The organism is Ruminiclostridium cellobioparum DSM 1351 = ATCC 15832 (assembly GCF_000621505.1).
In the GTDB taxonomy this organism is placed as follows: domain Bacteria; phylum Bacillota; class Clostridia; order Acetivibrionales; family DSM-1351; genus Ruminiclostridium; species Ruminiclostridium cellobioparum.
The window spans coordinates 33161-52498 of record NZ_JHYD01000039.1 but is presented as its reverse complement, the minus strand read 5'-3'; the positions used below and the strand labels follow the sequence as shown (position 1 = coordinate 52498).

Annotated in this window: 12 protein-coding genes; 2 read left to right on the top strand and 10 right to left on the bottom strand. The window is 42.9% G+C overall.

The features are described 5' to 3' along the window. Positions 1–28 precede the first annotated feature (28 nt). The 6 genes from T344_RS0115055 to T344_RS31595 all read right to left on the bottom strand — a co-directional run bounded on the left by T344_RS0115055 (position 29) and on the right by T344_RS31595 (position 14379). Positions 29–1096, bottom strand: coding sequence for an EamA family transporter (locus tag T344_RS0115055; protein WP_117407512.1), 1068 nt, complete (start codon positions 1094–1096; stop codon positions 29–31). Positions 1097–1306: 210 nt separating this feature from the next. Then, the gene (locus T344_RS29860; protein WP_051571915.1) at positions 1307–5062 is read right to left on the bottom strand and encodes an S-layer homology domain-containing protein; all 3756 of its coding nucleotides are present in this window, start codon (positions 5060–5062) and stop codon (positions 1307–1309) included. Positions 5063–5162: 100 nt separating this feature from the next. Continuing rightward, on the bottom strand, positions 5163–9581 hold the full coding sequence (locus T344_RS29855) for a fibronectin type III domain-containing protein (RefSeq protein ID WP_051571913.1): 4419 nt from the start codon (positions 9579–9581) through the stop codon (positions 5163–5165). 181 nt (positions 9582–9762) lie between these two features. Next, on the bottom strand, positions 9763–10854 hold the full coding sequence (locus T344_RS0115040) for a response regulator (RefSeq protein WP_034861694.1): 1092 nt from the start codon (positions 10852–10854) through the stop codon (positions 9763–9765). Between the two features lie 83 nt (positions 10855–10937). Next, positions 10938–13991, bottom strand: a complete 3054-nt coding sequence (locus tag T344_RS0115035; RefSeq protein ID WP_027629401.1) for an ATP-binding protein — start codon at positions 13989–13991, stop codon at positions 10938–10940. A gap of 130 nt (positions 13992–14121) precedes the next feature. Beyond that, positions 14122–14379, bottom strand: coding sequence for a hypothetical protein (locus tag T344_RS31595; RefSeq protein WP_027629400.1), 258 nt, complete (start codon positions 14377–14379; stop codon positions 14122–14124). A gap of 339 nt (positions 14380–14718) precedes the next feature. Here T344_RS31595 and T344_RS31380 point away from each other — a divergent pair, with 339 nt between their 5' ends. Together T344_RS31380 and T344_RS31375 are read left to right on the top strand one after the other, a co-directional pair. Continuing rightward, the gene (locus tag T344_RS31380) at positions 14719–15423 is read left to right on the top strand and encodes a GIY-YIG nuclease family protein (protein WP_207641843.1); all 705 of its coding nucleotides are present in this window, start codon (positions 14719–14721) and stop codon (positions 15421–15423) included. Positions 15424–15541: 118 nt separating this feature from the next. Then, positions 15542–16288: a DNA/RNA helicase domain-containing protein gene (locus tag T344_RS31375; RefSeq protein ID WP_340140761.1), complete on the top strand. Its 747-nt coding sequence runs from the start codon at positions 15542–15544 to the stop codon at positions 16286–16288. Between the two features lie 166 nt (positions 16289–16454). Here the strand turns inward: T344_RS31375 and T344_RS31590 are convergent, their stop codons facing one another. From T344_RS31590 to T344_RS0115010, 4 genes are all read right to left on the bottom strand, one after another. Beyond that, positions 16455–16607, bottom strand: a complete 153-nt coding sequence (locus T344_RS31590) for a sigma factor-like helix-turn-helix DNA-binding protein (protein ID WP_278246160.1) — start codon at positions 16605–16607, stop codon at positions 16455–16457. Between the two features lie 162 nt (positions 16608–16769). Then, positions 16770–17513: an ABC transporter permease gene (locus T344_RS0115020; protein ID WP_027629399.1), complete on the bottom strand. Its 744-nt coding sequence runs from the start codon at positions 17511–17513 to the stop codon at positions 16770–16772. Further along, positions 17500–18231: an ABC transporter ATP-binding protein gene (locus T344_RS0115015; protein WP_027629398.1), complete on the bottom strand. Its 732-nt coding sequence runs from the start codon at positions 18229–18231 to the stop codon at positions 17500–17502. Before T344_RS0115015 ends, T344_RS0115020 begins: the two co-directional genes overlap by 14 nt. Before the next feature lie 59 nt (positions 18232–18290). Continuing rightward, positions 18291–19052, bottom strand: coding sequence for a MerR family transcriptional regulator (locus T344_RS0115010; RefSeq protein ID WP_027629397.1), 762 nt, complete (start codon positions 19050–19052; stop codon positions 18291–18293). Between the last annotated feature and the right edge of the window lie 286 nt (positions 19053–19338).

Here is a 19338-nt window from a genome sequence, read left to right as displayed (position 1 = left end):
GGGATTTAAATGAGGTGATTTTCAGATTTCATTTGTGATTTTCGGAATGTGAATGAGTATGATGCATATCCGGCGTATGCCTGTGTATGTGTTCCATTCTCTTATGAGTATGAATATGACTGTGTTCACTTTCAACTTTATAATCATGTATGTGGGTATGGTGATCATCGCTGTGGTTGTGCCGGTGTTCGTGGGTGGTTTCCTGGTGTATGTGCATGTGTTTGTGGTGCTCGGCTCCTGCGAAATATGCACCTGTTATCATCATTACCAGTGCAATGATAAACGATGTGGTAATTTGCTGGCTAAAGATTATAACAGATAAAAGCACCCCGATAAAAGGAGCCACGGCATAATAGGCACTTGTTCTTGCAGCACCAAGTTCCCGTTGCGCAATAATATAAAAATATATGCTGAGGCCGTAGGCTACAAAACCCAGCAATAATGCCATAAACAGGTATAAAATGTCTGTGCTGTACTGCTTTAGCACAAGTGCAATCACCAGTGATCCCATACCTGACCCAAATCCCTTGACTATGACTATTTGCAAAGGATCCTTTAAAGACAGCATGCGGGTACAGTTGTTTTCAAAGCCCCAGCAGATACATGCCAGCAGAACAAATATTGAGCCTGTTGAAAATGAAATGCTGTGAAAATCCTCAACCGATAAAATCATACTTGACAGGGTTATCAGTGAAATAGCGATCCACATTCTTTTTCCAATAGCCTCTTTGAATATCAATAAGGCTATAAGCGACGTGGCTGCAATTTCAAAGTTGTTCAGCAGGGATGCATTTGCAGAGGTTGTCATGGTCAGGCCCAGCATAAGGCAAACAGGTGCGGCTATATCAAGAACAATCATGCCGATGATATACGGCATTTCTTTCCTTGTCATCCGGGCTTCAACCCGTTCATTCTTGCCAAGTCTCTTTATAATATTAATTGTCAGCATTCCTATGCCCGCCCCCAGATATAGCAGCGAAGCCATCAAAGTAGAAGGTATTTCTGCCAGTAATAACTTTGAGACAGGCGAGCTTATTCCAAAAAGTGCCGCAGCCAGTATTGCCATAAATATTCCTGTTGCTTTATTTTTCACAATTTCAATATCCTCCGTATCCTCCGTCATCAGCCTTATGATATCGTTCAGCTGAATATCACTGTCAATACACTGTCAATATTTAGTTTATTATACTTGTTATTTGTTTTCAATGCATAAAAAAATTGCCTGTCCGGAGGTTTCATCCTCAAGACAGGCAATACAAAATGAATATGAATCAAATTAAAAACTGCTTTCCATTTTATTAGGTTTTTATATAAGCTTTGATTTTTGCAATAGATTTCTGACAATAATAGCTACCTCAGCCCTTGTGATATTGGACTTTGGTGCTATGATACCATTGCTTTGTCCCTTGACCAATTCAGCTTTCAGGCATGCCGCTATTGCTGCTTTGGAATACTCTGCGGCTTTAGTTCCGTCCTTAAATGCCGACAGCAGCTTTTCCTGTTCCCCGGAAGCCAATTGAACCTTCAAGCCTGTAATATTCATTGCCTTTGAAATAATGGCCATAGCCTGTTCACGGGTCACCTTATCATTTGGTCCGAATTTTCCATTGCCGCAGCCTGCCACCAGACCATACTCACTTGCAATGGATACCGCGTCATAATACCACTTATCCTTTTGCACATCAGTAAAGTTGGATTTTCCCGTTCCGGGACGCATTAATCCGAGTCCGTTTACAACAATTGCTGCAAATTCCGCTCTGGTTATATCTTTTTGCGGTTCGAACATTCCGTTGGGGCTGCCGGTAATTACAAGTCTTGAACCCATATCATTAACAGCGTCTTTAGCCCAATGTTTTTCAACGTCGGCAAAGGTCCTGGGGCTCCAGATTACAGAATAGGAGCTATTGGTTAAGCTGTTTATTCTGGCATAGTATTTTCCGTCTATAACCGTAATTTGAGTCGGTACATGTGAGAAGGTACCGTTTGAATTATACACCACTCCTGTAGTTATTTTGGATGTATCCACTCCCTGGGGAACAACAAGCATCCTCTCAACATAACCGTTAAATTCTGTTACATTCACTGATGAATTTCCCTTATAGCAGGTAATGTCAAAGTCAACCGGATTTACAACAACCTTATAGCCTTTGCTGTTTGCGGTATCTTCAACAAGTTTGGCAATGGCATCCGAAGAAGCCGAAATTTTTATGTCAACGGTGATATCCTTAAGAGCTGTCTGCCTGCCAAGCTTCTCGCTTAAATCATCAATATTTATTTGTGCTGCCGGTATAGTATATGTGGCATTTTCTGTTTTAATTTCCAGTACGGCCTGTTTTGACTCCATGTATTTTACAATCTGTCCGTTTAATTTACTTATATATATATCAGCAGATTTTTTTACAGGAATTGTAACAATGGCATTATTTCCTTCCTGCTCTATTTTTTCTTTTACTTTATTCTCATCAATAGTAAAGGTTAAAACAGACTTCCCATCTAATTTTGATACATTAACAGTTGCCGCATTCTGAGTTTTACCGTTAACCAGTATGACAACGCCGGTATCTTCGGCGGCAGACGTCTGAACAGTTGTACTATTTGTGTTGCTTCCGCTATTTCCACTGCCGTTACTTCCTCCGCCATTGTTTCCTCCGCCGTTATTCCCTCCGCCGTTATCTCCTCCGCCGTTATCTCCTCCGCCGTTATCTCCTCCGCCGTTATTCCCTCCGCCGTTATTCCCTCCGCCGTTATTCCCTCCGCCGTTATTCCCTCCGCCGTTATCCTGTGCCTGCGGAGTCACCTCATTTGAAGCGGAGGACTCAGGCCCTTCTCCTGCAGCGTTTACTGCTTTAACAGTAAACGAATAGGCTACTCCGTTGGTCAGGCCATCCACTGTTATAGATATTGCGCTGCCTGTTGTTGTAATTCCACCCGGGCTTGTTGTTACGATATACTCCGTAATGGGGCTTCCTCCGTCAAAGGGTGCATCAAAGCTCACTGTTACCTGACCATTTCCGGCTGTTGCCGTAACATTCAAGGGAGCTTCCGGTACAGTATAGGTACACGGAACATTATTGACAACCTCCTGGAGTTGGAAGTTCTCCAAAGCTCCTGTATCAAGTGCTTTTATGCTCCCTTTCGTATAGGAAAGCCTTACAGACTGCCCATATGCAATTGAAAAGGGTAAAGTCAATTCCAAGGTAGAATCTGAGTTATCATTACTCACTTCTATAGCGGAATAGTCTACATTATCAACAGTAACAGTAAATTGTTTATGCCTTCCAGCTGGATTACCCATCATATCTTTATCGAAAGTTGCATAGACTTTTCTGCCTGATGTATCGGTATAAGCACCCGTGAGAACAGGTGCCGCCTGAGCAGCAGTATTTCCTATCACTACCGTATCAATTGAGGAATTGCCATTTTTATCGGTAAGTTTGACGGTAACTATTCTGTTTCCGTCACCACTTGCCGAAGTGTTAAAAATAAGCATATTAACAAATCTGCGCACCAGCTCGTTTGTGGCATTGTTATTGAATTCTACGGTAAATTTCGAGCTGCCGGTAACAAAATACTTCAGATGCGTATTTGCCCCGGTGGATATAACAGGAGGTATGGTACCAAAAGTCACACCGTTTGAGGATACGTCGGTTCCGGAAATATTCAGAACCGGGGTTAACAGGGTTTCTTCGTAAACACCTATCCTGTCATTAACATTTGCATTTGAAGTTATCTGTACTTCAAGAGTACCGCCGTTCCAATCCTTATCACCGTCACGGTCATTGACAAATCCATACCCGAAGCCCGGTTCATGGGCACTGGTAAAATTGCATGCAATTATGCCGTCATTTAAATTTACAGTAGGAGCCGAATTAGCCGGAGATATCTCTCCGCCGGTTCCAACATTATTCCTGTTCGATAAAATAACATCTATGATATCAACCGGTCTTCCATTAAAAGTAATACGGGTATCATCATCCAGCTCATCTCCGTCAAAATCTCCGTATATGGCATTATCCAATATACTTCCTGTTGTAATTTCCGACACCAGTACCCCATCATGTTCCAGAAGCAATTTATCGCCGAACTTCAAATCCCATATAACTGTCCTGACGGCATTATCGGCCGAGTCAACTATAAATGTATTACTTCCGCCCATGCCAAAAAGGTTGTTATAGCCTGCGCCGCCATTTATAACATCATTTCCGCTGCCGAAATTGGGATTGTTCAACAAAAGAGTCCTGAGTACAGTTTCTGTGAAATATCCGAAAATACTGCCTGTACTGTCGTCATATGTATATTGATTGTCATCTCCGTCAGATCCTTTTAAACCGTTTGAGCCGCCGCCTGCATTTCCCCCTGCAGCTCCGCCGAAACCGGCTCCACCGCCTCCTGCAGATGCGGCTGACAAACCGCCCTGCCCGGGCACTTCACTTTCATTTGCCAGAGCACTGTTTCCGCCATTTCCGCCATTAGGTCCGTTTTGATAGCCTCCAGAGTTTCCAACTCCGGCAATCAAGGTTGCTCCGGGATAGCAGATTCCGCTGCCTCCGGCTCCTCCACCGCCTCCGCCGATTCCACCGATCCCTCCGGTAGGGGGTTGTCCAAAGATACCACCGGAACCACCGGCTCCTCCGCCGCCCAAGCCGCCGTTACCGGGATACCAACCCAAATAATCCTGTCCGTTGAAACCATCTCCGAATATGATGTCATCTCCGGCACCTCCGAAAATTATATCATCCCCTCCTCCGCCGGTTCCACCGCGCGGATTAAGTGAACTTCCTACGCTTCGGCATCCGGCTCCTCCGCCGCTGCCGTCACCAAATATAACATCATTTCCTGAGGTTCCTGTAATTGTGTCATTACCGCCGCCTCCATTACCTCCCGCTCCGCCGGCCAGGTTGGCTCCACCCGCTCCTCCGCCGCCTCCTCCGCTGCCGTCACCAACGATGTATTGTCCCTGTTCCGGCTGTACTGCACCGGCACTTGAAGGAACAAATACCGTAGTCAATACTATGGCTGCCGATAATACTGCATTAAGAACCCGTAATTTTTGTCTTCTCATAGCATTTCTCCCTTTAAAAGCATTATTTTTATCCTTGAACTTATAGCATTTCTCCCTTTTAAGGGCATTACTTCTATCTCTAAATTTACAGCAGATTACACTATATGAGTCCCGCCTTTTGCAGCATATTTCTTACAATAACGGCAACTTCCGCTCTGGTAATGTTTTTCTTGGGATCCAGAATATTGCCGTTCCTGCCCTGTACAACTCCTGCCTTTATGCATGCAGCAATGCCGTCCTTTGCGTAAACTGCCGTTCTCTCCCCGTCAAGGTAGGCGCCAAGAAGCTTCTGAACCTCACCCCCGTCCAGTTCCACCTTCAGAGGTGTGATCTTCATTGCCCTGGCGATTATAGCCATGGCCTGCTCCCGGGTAATGCTGTCTTTGGGTCCGAATTTTTCCGCATTGTAACCGGAGATTAAATTGTATTCAAAAGCAGTTTTAATATAGCCGCTGTACCAGTCGTAATCCTGAACATCGTTGAAGCTGACCGTTCCCATTCCCGGCTTCAGGCCCAGAGCCGTTACAACAATGGCTGTAAATTCCGCACGGGTTATATCTCTGTCCGGCTGGAAAATTCCGTTGCCCACTCCGCTTATGACCATTCTGGAACCCATATCGTTGATGGCCTCCTCAGCCCAGTGTCCGGCGGCATCCTTAAATTCCAGCGGATGCCATACAACAGAATATGTACTGTTGGTCAGGCTGTTAATTTTTGCATAATATTTGCCGTCTATTACCGTAACCTGTGTAGGTACATGTCTTACCGCGCCGTCCGGGTCCATGACAATTCCCGTTGTGATTTTATTTGGGTCAACCCCCTCGGGTATTGCAAGGGTTCTTTCCACAAAGGCATTGAACTTGCTCACTTCCACAGTCCTGCCTCCATAGCTGCCCTTTATCCAGAAGTCTACCGGAGGCGCCACTATGGCAAAGCTGCCCTTTTGCGCCGAGTTTTCAGCTATTTTTACAGTTTCAGGTGATGACTGGGTAATGGCTATCTGCACCTTGATGTCCTGCAATGCCACATCCCTGCCCATCTGTTCGGATATGAAATTAACATTGATCTGTTGTGCAGGCAGGGTATAGGCTGCTGTTTCAGTCTTTACCTCAAGTACTGCCTGCCTGTTTTCCATATTCCTGACCATTTGGGCGTTGAGCTCACCTATTACCACATCTGCTTTTGTGTTTACAGGAATTGTAACCACCGCATGATCTCCCTCTTCATCCAGCTTCTGCTGAAGTTTCTGGGAGTCCACCATAATGGTTGTCACTTTTTGACTTCCCTGTGTTGTGGTATTTGCAGTTCCCGCATTTTCAACTTTTCCGTTGACCAGTATATCCACTCCGGAATCAGGTTTTGAAGGTACAGAAGGGGAAGAGCTGCCCCCTCCTCCGCCCGAAGGTGTTGAAGGGGAAGAATTGCCTCCGTTTCCGCTGGAAGGGCTATAAGGCCTTGCTGCATTGGACGGTGCCGAGCCCGCACTCATACCGACACTGTTGATGGCTTTTACGATAAAGCTATAGTCTGTACCGTTGGTCAAACCGGTGATTGTAATGCTTGTACCCGTTCCGCCTGCGGTAATGCCGCCGGGATTTGCAATTACAATATATCCTGTAATGGGACTCCCCCCGTTGTCGGAGGGCGGAGTAAAGCTAACGGTTGCCTGGCCGTTTCCGGCTGCAGCAGTCACTGCGGTGGGCATCCCCGGATTTGTTGCCGGAGTGGCACTGATTTGTACGGAAGCTGCAATAACATTCATATCAGCGTCCATTGCCTTAACTTCAAAGTTATACGTTATTCCGTTGGTAAGTCCGGCAGCCGTATATGCACTTCCACTTACAGTTTCTATGAGTAAATTGTCCTTATATATATTGTAGTAAACCGCATCAGGAATATTATTCCAGGTTAAATTTACAGCTTGGTTGCCGGGCACGGCAGTAAGAACCAGTGATTCAGCCTCGTTAACTGTGAGAACAGCCGTATTGCTGGTTGTGTTTCCTGCCGAATTGCTTACATAGCAGGTATAGCTCCCTTCATCCGAAACCTGCACATTGTTTATTGTCAAAATATTGGAGGTTGCTCCGTCTATATCGACGCCGTCCTTTTTCCATTGATAGAAAAGAGGTGAACTCCCTGCAGCCGTCACTGCAAAGGTTGCCGTCTGTCCTATCCTTACAGCCCGGCTTTCCGGGTGCGATGTTATGCCGGGTGCTGTCAATACAGGCTCGGCCGTGGGTATTACAGCATTTGAGGGTTCTGATTCTCCGCTTTCCCCAATTTCATTCACAGCCCTTACCGTAAATGTGTAGCTCACATCATTGGTAAGCTCCGTGACAGTAATCGGACTCTCTGTTCCCGAAACCGTAATCCCTCCCGGGGAAGTAGTTACCACATATCCTGTTATGGGACTTCCTCCATCGTCAACAGGTGGGGTAAAGTATACCGTAACCTCTCCGTCACCTGCTATGGGAGTCACTCCTGTAGGTGCCTCAGGCAAACCTGCCGGTGTTGAAGCAGCCTGATCTGATATGGCAATAACTATGTGGTCGTCATTCTCTGCTTTGATTTCAAAATTGTAGGCCGTGCCATTTGTAAGATTCTCAACCATATAGGAATATTCATCCAACACCGTATCCACATAGGCACCATCTCTGTATATATTGTAATAAAGTGCATCCGGCACTGCATCCCAGTTCAGCCTTACATGCCTGCTGCCCGGTACCGCAGTCAATGCAAACCAGCCCGGAGCATCCACCGGCTGAATTACGCTGAAGCTAACGCCTTCGGGAAATTCATCCGAGGTGACGGTAACCATTGCATTATAGGTCCCTGCAGGCAGCCCTACTTTGGATGCCACCGTAAACGTTCCTGCCTCCCCATTGCCCAGAGTATTTATATCACCTGATAAAGTGAAGCAATCGGCATCATTGCCGCTTAAAACCACTTTCACATTACTGTTTGTTCCCGTGGAGGTAATCTTTACATTGAGGGTTTCCCTGTTTCCGGCACCATACCCCTCCATCAGACTATAAAAGCTTTTTGTATTCCCGGGTACATTATGTGCAAGAACCGATTTTGCCGGTTCATTATCTATAATGGTAAGCACTGCCGTATTCGGCGTTCCGAGAGTTGCCCCTCCTGCAGCATTGCTCAATGTAAGGTTTACGGTTTTATCTCCCTCATAGACTGAATCATCTATTATATCTACCGTAAAGGTATTGCTGGTTTGTCCGTTTGCAAAGGTCAGCGTTCCGCTGGCGGCGGCATAATCGCTTCCTGCTGCGGCTGTCCCGTTGCTGGTGGCATATTTCACCGATACGCTGCCATCGCTTCCTCCGGTACGGTCTACAGTGATGATAGCACTGGTTCCATCCTCTGCTGCGCTGTATTCACTGCTGCTGAATGCCAGCGTTCCCGGTTTGGGTGCCGCAGCCCGGCTTATTGCCACCGCATAATACTTTACAACGGAAGTATCCTCCGCAGTGACTTTAATATATGCTGTGGTGGTTCCCCCATCGGCAAGCGCAAGAGATGAGGTTGCATTTGAAAAATTGCTGTCACTGTACAAAGCAACTGCCGAACTTGCATCTGAACGTACAATATTGGCAGTAGTAAGGGTGGATACACTGTTGAGAACACTTATCTCCCATGCAATAGGACTTGTTTTAGTACCTGGCTGAGGCCCGGGAGTACTATCTGTCTGCCCTGCTACGCTGGCCAGGCCGGCATTTGTACTTTTGGGCTGTACTATATTCCAGCCATACCATTTATTATCGGTGGTATTGCCGTCATTTACCGCTCTGTAAGCTGCGCTGGCATTGGCAAAAGCCGTACCTGTCAAAGGAGTACCTGTTGAATCCACCAAAATCAGATCCCTGTCGGCAGGGTCATCTTCAAAGGGATCCTCGAACAATGAAACCGGAGGCACTCCTGTGAGCTTCAGGGTTGTGAGTTTCGGATTGCGGGCCAGAGCGAGGCCGCCAAGATTTGTCAAATTGCTCAGCACGGTAACTGACGTAAGATTTGCACAGTAAAAAATCGAAGTGTTGCCAATGCTTATCACGTTCTTCATTGTAAGTGATGTGAGACTGTCACATCGACGGAATACAGAGTGGTCAATAACTGTAACATTATCCGGAATATTGATTGCCTTAAGTGCATAGCAGTTGTCAAATGCAGCAAATCCAATGCTGGACACCGTACTCGGTACATTTATTGTTTCCAAAGCAGAACAGTAGTAAAAAGCTCTTTCGCCAATTCTTACCACATTATAGGTAGTGCCGCCGTTTGTCACCTGACTGGGTATTGTGTAACTTGTCCCCGTATAATTGTTTTGAGCTACTTCTACAGTGCCGGAGGTAAGTACATTATACAAAAGTCCGCCTGATACAAATGTAGCCGCAGAAACCGGAACCAGTGGCAGCATGGCGAAGATAAAGCATATGATCAGCCACATGGAAAACAGTTTACGCTTATTTTTATAATTTTTTTTCAGCTTTTCTTTTCTTTTGAACATTAGCATATTCTCCTTTAATATCTTTTTAATTGCATTACAATTTGGAAAATCTACTCTGTATTTCCCTCTCTTTTTTCATTATTTGACATTTATTTTATTTTATATGACAGCAATAAACAAAAAATAAACAAAAAAAGATTCCGGTGTTTCTCCGGAATCTTTTACAAACTGTATACCTGCTTTATTGAAAGAGTCTTCGTATTTTTGCCTTCGGCCTTATTCCCAGTTCCTCCCTTAAAAGTTTTTCCAACACCTGATACTGCTGACGGGCTTCATTTTTCTTTCCCAAGCCCATGTATAGAAGAATTATTTGATAATGGACATCTTCTCTTAAAGAATCAGTTTCAAGAATTTTGAATAACTTTGCCAACGCCTTTTGCGGCTGTTCTGATTCCGCATAAAACCGGGCTGCTTCCTCCAACAATTCCATATAGTCCTTTTCAAGATTACGAGCCTTTTCAAGAGCCCATTCATAACCTTTCCCGTTCAGAAAGCCTCCCGAATAGAATTCTATGGCTTTCTCACAAGTACCCGCATCCTTTATGCCGTTTTTTTTACTTTCTTTGATTAATCTTTCAAATTCAAACAGATCACAGGCAACCCTTCCCTTTTCAATACCGATTTCCTTTTTGCCCGTTTTTATGCAGTCCTCCAGCCCATAAACACTCAAAGCCTTACGGATATAATATATATTGGAATTTATATTCTTTAATGCCTTATCAAAGTCAAAGCCCTCCCACAGTGTATCAACAATTTCTTCCCGGTTTGTGGTTCCCTTATATACAATAAAGGCAAAAAGCTCTTCGGTTTTGGGGCTTCTCAGCTTTATTTCCCTTCCCTCATCTCCTGCCGTGCAAATTTTAAACCCGTTAAAAAAGGAAACCTCTAAACCGGGATTTGTTTGCACATACCTGCGTTTCTTTTTAATTTTATCCAGGGTCTTTTGCAGCCGTTCCGAAGTCACCGGCTTCAGGAGATAATCAATGGCATTCAGTTCAAAAGCTTTGACCGCATACTCATCATATCCCGTTATAAAAACTACATCGATGTCACTGTCCATATCCCGCAGCATACCGGAAAAAGTCATTCCATCCATATCCGGCATTGAAATATCCAGAAAGGCTACATCGATTTTATTTTCTTTTATGTATTCATAAGCCTCAAATGAATTGGAAAACGTATTGCATATTTGTATTTGGCCGCACTCTGTCAGAATTTTATTCAACCGTTTAATTGATAATTCCTCATCATCTACCAGGATGGTTTTTAACATGATTTCCCCTGCCTTTACACTTTACCGTATATATTTCTGCGCTGCTCCAATATATAACCGAATTTGAGATTCGGATTCCATATCTATACCGGAATATGGAATGAAACCCTGGTGCCTGCTCCTTCTCTGCTTTCAAATTGAATGCCTTTTCCATAAAGCAGCTTCAGCCGCTGGTTTATATTCCAGATCCCGACTCCCTTCGTTTCAACATTGGAGCCGAGTATTTCCTCCAGCTTTGCCCTGCTGATTCCGCTGCCGTTATCCTCTACAATGAAGCTAACACTGCCGGTCAGCTTTTTTATGGTTATTTTGACTGTTCCGCCCTGTAAATTTGACATCAGACCATGCCGGACCGCATTTTCCACCAAAGGCTGCAGGATCAGCGGAGGGATGAGGATATTCAAATATTCATCAATATCATATTCTACATTCAGCCTTGCACCAAAACGTGCTTTTTCGATATTTAAATAAGCTTTTAGCAGTTCCAGTTCTTTTTCTATGGTAACCAGGGAATCCAACTTTTTAAAATCAAAGCTGTTTCTTATGTACGCTGAAAGCTGTATTATCAAATCCTCCGCCTTCTGAGGCTCGTCTATGCACAATGCCGCAATGGAATTAAGCGCATTATACAGGAAGTGGGGTTTGATCTGTGAACGCAGAAACGCAATCTCGGCATCTTTTGCACTCTTTACGGATGTTTTAAGCTTGGTCAAGGTCTTTACTCTCATTTTCAGCTCTTCGGCCTCAAAAGGCTTACCAGCAAAATCATTAGCTCCATTTTCCAGTGACATGACAATATCTGCAATACGGTTCTTTGCCGTCAGCATCAAAACAGGCAGCTCAAACAGCGAAAAACGCTCGCGTATCTTTATCAGCACCTCATACCCTGACATATCCGGCATCATGATATCAAGAATGACCAGAGCCGTATCAGGACATCCGGCTATTTCGTCCAGCGCTTTCTGTCCGCTGTTTACTGCAGTAATTGAGTACTTCTCCATCTTAAGCAGGTTTATAATGGACTGAAGATTTGCATAATCATCATCCACTACCAGGATATTTTCTGGCAAATCGCCGCGAATGCGGATGGGATACGCCGAATCCGGTTCGTAGGTTTTCCCGGGCTGCGGTTCATAATGCGTTGTCTCATCCACAGCTGCCGGGCTGCCATGGGACACCGGCAGTGTGAAGGTAAAGGCTGCCCCCTCTCCCAGACTGGACTTCACACTGATTTCTCCGCCATGAAGCTCTACCAGCCTCCTGGTTATGCTCAATCCCAAGCCTGTTCCTTCATACCTTCTTGTTTCAGAGGTATCGACCTGTTCAAAGGATTTAAATATGACTTCCTGCATATTTTCGGCAATACCGATCCCTGTGTCTGAAACACAGATCTTGACCTTATCCTGGTACAGGGCGGCACTTACCTCAACATGACCTCTTTCAGTAAATTTTACGCCGTTTCCGATCAAGTTGTACAGGATTTGCGTCAGCCTGTCACGGTCTGCATAAACGGCCGGAATGTCAGCCTGCACATTATTGATCAGTGCGATTTCCTTGCCTCCCGTAATAAACCTGTAAACCTTGATTACCGACTCCACAATGGTTTTTACATCTATACTGCTCTTATACAGTTCAATGTCTCCGTTTTTCATTTTTGAATAATCCAATAAATCGTTTACAAGGTTTGAAAGCCTTCTTCCGCTTCCGACAACAATGGAAAGATTCTGAGCCTGCAGGTGGTTTACAGGGCCTTCCACCCCTTTTATAATGGAATCGGTTATACTGATGATGGCATTTAAAGGTGATTTCAATTCGTGGGAGGTATTGGCCAGAAAATCATCCTTCAGCCTGTCCAATTGGAGAAGCCGGTTTGACATGCTTTTGATGGTGCTGTATGCATCAAAATAGCGGAGGAATAACAGAAAGATCACCATGATGGCAAAGCAGATTATATAAATCTGTCCGTACCAGATATTTGTTTTTAAAGCTGCTCCAAGCAGGATGAGCTCGACGGAATACAGGTTTATGATCAGCACCGCAATAAAAAGTATCAAATGCTCAATGGTATCTTTTCTGCGGCTTTTAACAAAAAGTACTGCCGTTCTTGCAAGTAAGCCAATGAGGAATATCTCATCTAAAAGCACTATAAATATCTGAGCCCTTATATAGGTATGTATCGGCAGAAAAATAATTGCCAGGAGGTATACACCAAAAACAAAGGATATAAGTTTGGTAGTTCTTAAAGAAAGAATGCCTTTTTTTAATTGGTACATCAGACATGCCAACGCTATAAAACAGGCAAATATGAAGAAGTCCCTCAGCTTAAACACAACCACAAAGGGAATACGCGGCAATATGTCCAGAATGGGTCTCTCGCTTGTAAACGCATTGCTGACCGCAAGTATCAAACATAATACGGCAAAGGCCAGTAGTGAATAATCTTTTCTTTGGGATAAAACGGCGGTCATAAAAAATATAAAATATATCAGTGCAATAGTTCCCAATATGACGAAGACACAGAATTCAAGCAGACTGTTTTTTTGCTGGGTAGCCAGTATTGTTGATTGTTCTCCGATAACTATGGATACAGGAATACCTGAATTAATATATTCGTAATTGGCAACCTGTATAAGGATTTCCATTTCCCCGCCGTTGCTGTCGAAAAAGGCAATCTTCGGTAAATTACCCGACCTGTACTCTCCGTCATCTTTTGACGGATTCCCGTCTTCCATGAACTTGCTGCCATTAAGAAAAATTCTGCTGGAAAAACGGATAATGTTCTTTTTTAAACCATAAACCTGATTTGAAGGCATATTCTTCAGAACAAGCCTGTAAGTGGCACAGCCATATGCAGGCAGGGATATTCCGTTCAAAACCTTCCCGTTCCATTGGGAAGGCACTTTCATATATCCTGTCAATTCAGGCTTTTCTTTACCTTCTTTTTTGAAATCTTCAGGTGTCAATAATTGGTCCCAGTAGAACTCCCATTCCCCATTCAACTGAATCACTTTATCAATTTTAAGATCCCATTCTTCAAGGTTTATGATCCCTTTTACAGCCTTGGTGTTCTGCGTCAGTTGATTATGATCTCCTGCAATTGACAGGGGAATTAACAAGAAAGCTGTCAATATTAACAAACAAACCGCCAAAATCCTTTTCCCCAACGCATTCTCACTCCGCATTTATGACACCCGTATATTTTATATTTCATATTTAATTATTTCGGTTTCATTATATACCTGTTTCGACAAAAAATTCAAGTATTCATTATACTTGTAAATGTATTCTTGAACGCTCGGTAAGTTCCGCTTGCAATTGTTCCAGCTTACTTTCCAAGTCGGCTTGTTCCGTTTCGTAATCGTTGGACAATTCTTCAAAGCGAATATCACTCAATTTCCCATTAACATTGTCCTCATACATCCGTTTGAACAGCTTGGAAAGTTCAGATATTCGCCGTTCTGCCTGTGCAATCTGCTTGCGCCGCAGTGCGGTTTGTTTTTTTTCGGTCAGCGGTATGCTTGGCATTCATTTTCTCACGAAACATATCTGCATATGCTGTTACGAAGCTGGTAACATACTGTAAATGCCAGAGCACCATTTCTTCCAATACGACCGCACGAATGAAGTGCGTGGAACACGTTTCTACACCTTTGAGCCTTGAAGTAGAACAAACAAAGTGGTCTTGTCGTGTTTCAAAGCTTTTGCTGGTGCAGTAGTTCAATATCTACCTTTATTTTACCATGTGTACGGCTATTTGTCATGGTTGTCACCGCTCTGATTGTGAATTTGAGTAAAATGTTGTATAATAGCATAATAAACTACGAAAAATTATATAAAACTTAGAGCAAGGACTGTAATTTTGCCATGAAAGAAAATATGTTTACTATAACAACTTATAACTACTCTGACGAGAACTTCGATCAGTGGGTTTTAGAAAACGACTACCATTGTGTTTACATACTGGAAAACGGTCGAGATGCCTATATTGGCGAAACACAAGATGCAAAAGAACGAGCTGCTCAACATAACAGTGATTCCCCAAAGAATAAAAACAAAAAGTACCGTTTTATAAGAATACATATCATTACTGGGTTATTAATGGAAGAGACCCCAGCGAAGCACTATGAGAATTTATTTATAAAGCTGATGAAAGTAGATAATAAATTTAATATTGTGAATGGGAATGACGGTCAACGTCCCCATTATTATAGGAAAAATGAATTTGAATTATATTTTGATAAGTTGTGGCTTAAACTTGAAAAAAAGGGGCTTGTCAAAACTAAAGAATTTGAAACGATCATCAACTCAAGTTCCTATAAATATTCTCCCCATACTACGCTGACAGAGGCACAGCACAATACATTAACCAGTATCGTGCATACGATAGATTCAGACGAAACACAACCGCACAAAGAGAAAGCCTTTAAGACAAGGCCAATTCTGATTAGCGGGGATGCCGGAACTGGTAAAACGGTTGTGGCAACATCGCTGTTCTACTACTTAAAAAGCAACGTTCGTTTTAAAGATAAAAAAATTGCCTTGGTATACGCAAACCCTTCAAACGCGTAGTGAAATTCAAGAAGTTTTTAAAAACATCAAAGGCTTGCATAAAAAGGATGTTATTAGTCCGGTCGCGCTTACCAAACAACATTATGACATCGTTATCATTTTTACCGCGTCTTAGCCTTTGTGCTTCGTCGCAGAATTGGATTGGATTTTAGAAAACTCCAGATGCACAATTCTATTTTATGACAACAAGCAAAGTACAGGGCCTTCTGATATAACGCATAAGCATTTTGAGGAAAGACTGCATGATAGAAAAAGAGGAATACGTCCTATACAATTGGATGAACAGATGCGAATAAAAGCCGGTAGCGGCTATGTTCCTTACATTTACGATGTGCTATATCAACGTGCCACCGGCATTACATTATTTGAAAATTATGAATTTAAACTTTTTGACTCATTTGCCGATATGGTCGGACTTCTTGATGAAAAGGAACATGATGTAGGCTTATGCAGACTTTGTACAGGATATGCTTGGAGATGGAACGCCAGAGAGGACAAAACATTAGTAGACATTAGCTTAGATGGTGTCAATATTCAGTGGAACACTCAGACAGGCGGTTGGTTGAGTAATCCAGATGCGAAAAAAGAAATGGGTAGTATATACACGCTACCCGGATTAGATTTAAATTATGCCGGTGTTGTGATTGGCCCTGATCTCTTTTTCGATACGCATGATAATACAATAAAAGTAAATAAGGATAATTTTGTTGATGACAAAGTAAAGAATGGCGTAACAGATTTAGAATTGAGAGAATACATTCTCAATACATATGCAGTCTTTTTAACCCGTGGCATCAGAGGAACGTATGTTTATGTCTGCGATAATAATTTGAGAGAATATTTTAAAAAATATATTGTTGGATAGACATATTAGTGTAACTGTTAGGCACGGTCATATACTTCACAGAAGTATATGACCCACTCTGACACTTTCCGCTTTTTCATGGTGTGCCGCCGATCCGCTATGCGCGAAAGCCGCGGCACAAGGGCAAAGAGTTATTCCTTAAGCTGCTTTACCTTTTTTTGCTTGCTCAAATGCTTGAGAGCAGATTTATCGAACCGCTTATACTTCCGTCGGTCACTCCTTCTAGTCTTGCGATCTGACTGTATCTCATGCCGTCAAAATAATACAGTTTCAAGCGGCGTTGCTGTGCTTCGGTCAGATTTTCAATGGCAGTTTCAATTTCTTGTGTCGTTTCTTCCTTAATGTAAATTTCCTCCGGGGTTTCAGGTTTGATAACACACTCGTTCGCAATGCGTCCCCCATGTCTAACGTGGCAGTAAACATATTAAATCTTAAACTATCGGCCGATAACAAAAAGTTTCATCAAACGAGTTGTGGAAGTCTATTCCCACTTAAAAAAGCGGATGGAAATAGTAGTACATATCACTGCAATTACAATCATTACAACCACCGGAATGAAAACACTATCTATTGGCAGACCGAGCGAAGCAGCTTTGAGAAGTTTTATTCCTTGTGTCAATGGAAATACATCCGCTACTTTTTGGAGTGCAACAGGCATCACTTCGTAAGGCAGAGTAGCTCCTGAAAAAATAAGCATTGGAAAATACAGCAGGCTGGCAGCGGCACTTGCTATTTTAATGTTTGGCGCAATTCCTCCCACCAGTAGTCCAATGCTGAACATTGACAGCATAACCAGTAAGTATGCTCCTAAGAATTGAAGCCATGAGCCGTATAGCTGATAGCCGAAAAAGATTGCCCCTGTTGCATAGACAAGGATAAGTGAAATAATCGAATAAAGTGCGTAAATGACAACCTGTACCGCCAAGATAAGAGCAGGACTGGTAGGTGTGACTTTGAACCGCTTTAATATTTTTCTGCTTCGATAATCAGATACGACTAAGGGAAGCCCCATCACACCTCCGGCACAGATGGCAATGGTTGATACTGCACCAAAAGACTGTTCCAAAAAAGTATACTCTGCGCCATCGAAAGCAGGCTTACTTCCAAACACGGCTCCCAAGATAATAACGACAACAACAGGCATACAGATAGCAAAAATGAACATGTCCATCCCACGGATGGATAACCTGATTTCTGTTTTAAGTAAGGTTCTAAACGCTTTCATTTTCTACCTCCTCGTCTGTGTACCAAAGGTATGCGTCCTCAAATTTTTCATAAGGACTGGTAGCGATTGCTTCTTGTACTGTCCCGTAAAAAATACTTTCTCCCTTTTTTAAAATCATGATTTTGTTGCAAAGAGCTTCTACCTCGTCCATGAAATGAGAGGTTAATAAAATCGTAATTCCTTTTGCTTTTAATTGGGAAAGGCTTTTCCACACATCCCGTCGTGCTTTAGCGTCCAAGCCGGTGGTTAGCTCGTCCAAGAATACGACTTCGGGATTTGGAATTAGTGCCAGCACGATAAAAAGTCGCTGCTTCTGACCTCCCGAAAGCTCGCTGACCAGGCTTTTCAGCTTGTCAGAAAGCCCGAATTGTTTTAAAAGAGCGCCATAATCCAGAGAAGATTTGTAAAGCGAAGCCGTGACCTCACAAAGTTCAGATACCTTTATCTTGTCCTGATAGTTCGCTTCCTGAAATTGAACGCCAACCTTATCAAACAGTTTTTTTCGCTCTTTCTGCGGATGCATTCCTAAAATAGATATGGTTCCGTTATCTTGCTTTTTTGTTCCCAAAATACATTCAATTGTGGTACTTTTACCCGCACCATTTGCACCCAGCAAGCCAAATACTTCTCCACGGTAAACGGAGATATTGATATTCTCCACTGCTTTTATGTGATCGTAAGACTTGCATAGGTTTTTTATTTCAATTGTTGTTTCCATGCGATTAAATCCCTCCTTTTCTTTGCATAAAAAGAATAACACCAGAGCAAAGTCTGGTGTTAAAATGTAGGGTTTTCCGGAAATTGTTTTTTCATTTTTTCAAGATGAGCAAGCATAACTTTTGCGTTTTGTTCAGCGCAATGCAATGATGTGAGTAGCTTATCGCATACAGAAATAATATCGTCATTTTGCTTTGGAGTGTCAATTACCTGCCGAATGTCCGCTTCGGGATTCCGAGATAGGGTATTCAGCATTCGCAAAATTGCTGAAAGAGAATAATTGGCGCAACGCAAGGAACGTATGATTTTCAACCGCCGAATATCTTCGTCACCATAAACGCGATATCCATTTTGTTTTCGCTTTACAGTAAGTAGTCCGTTCATTTCCCAATTTCTTAAAGCGTCTATTGAGATTTGTAAATAATCGGCCGCTTCTTTTCTGGTTAAAAACGTAGTGCCTGTTTCCTGACTGTCATCTAATAACAGCTTTTCGGTAATTGCTATGGCTTCTTCGGCATTTTGTTGCTCATTTTTAATCTGTTGCAGATAGTATTCCGTCAGGTAAATTGCCTTGCTAAAGTTTCCAAGCGCGGAGGTCTTAATAATAACAATTGCTTGCTTTCTCAGGCCATTTTGCAGAACTTCAACCTTTAGAGCAATTCTAGCAAATTTAATCTGCTCCATATGAAAATCTGTAAAGATACGATAACCGTTTTCTTTACGCTCCGGCTTAGGAATCAGTTCAAGTTCTTCGTACAGCCGTACCGTATTAGGATGGATTCCAATACAATGTGCAATTTCAGATGTCTTGTAAGTGTTCATTTTTCACCGCCATTCTACTGCACCATAATATCAGCCTATAAAAGTCTGGTGTTATAATGGAGGGTTTTAATTTTAACTCATGAAAATAAAAAGTGCAAGCATGTGAAAACTATGAGTATCCCTATAAAGTAAAAACAAGCGTATCGCCCATTTGGAACGATACGCTTGTTTTTAGACATCTTACTTGGCAGTGCCCATAAACAGTTTAGTCTTTGTACTGTCTTATGCAGGACTACCCAAAAATGGCGGTTTTTTTTGCATTACAGCCCGGAGGCAATCATGCCTT

Coding starts and splice junctions, on each gene's coding strand:
- T344_RS29860 (WP_051571915.1), bottom strand. CDS start 5,062: ATGAGAAGACAAAAATTACGGGTTCTTAATGCAGTATTATCGGCAGCC.
- T344_RS29855 (WP_051571913.1), bottom strand. CDS start 9,581: ATGTTCAAAAGAAAAGAAAAGCTGAAAAAAAATTATAAAAATAAGCGT.
- T344_RS0115040 (WP_034861694.1), bottom strand. CDS start 10,854: ATGTTAAAAACCATCCTGGTAGATGATGAGGAATTATCAATTAAACGG.
- T344_RS31595 (WP_027629400.1), bottom strand. CDS start 14,379: ATGCCAAGCATACCGCTGACCGAAAAAAAACAAACCGCACTGCGGCGC.
- T344_RS31380 (WP_207641843.1), top strand. CDS start 14,719: ATGAAAGAAAATATGTTTACTATAACAACTTATAACTACTCTGACGAG.
- T344_RS0115020 (WP_027629399.1), bottom strand. CDS start 17,513: ATGAAAGCGTTTAGAACCTTACTTAAAACAGAAATCAGGTTATCCATC.
- T344_RS0115015 (WP_027629398.1), bottom strand. CDS start 18,231: ATGGAAACAACAATTGAAATAAAAAACCTATGCAAGTCTTACGATCAC.
- T344_RS0115010 (WP_027629397.1), bottom strand. CDS start 19,052: ATGAACACTTACAAGACATCTGAAATTGCACATTGTATTGGAATCCAT.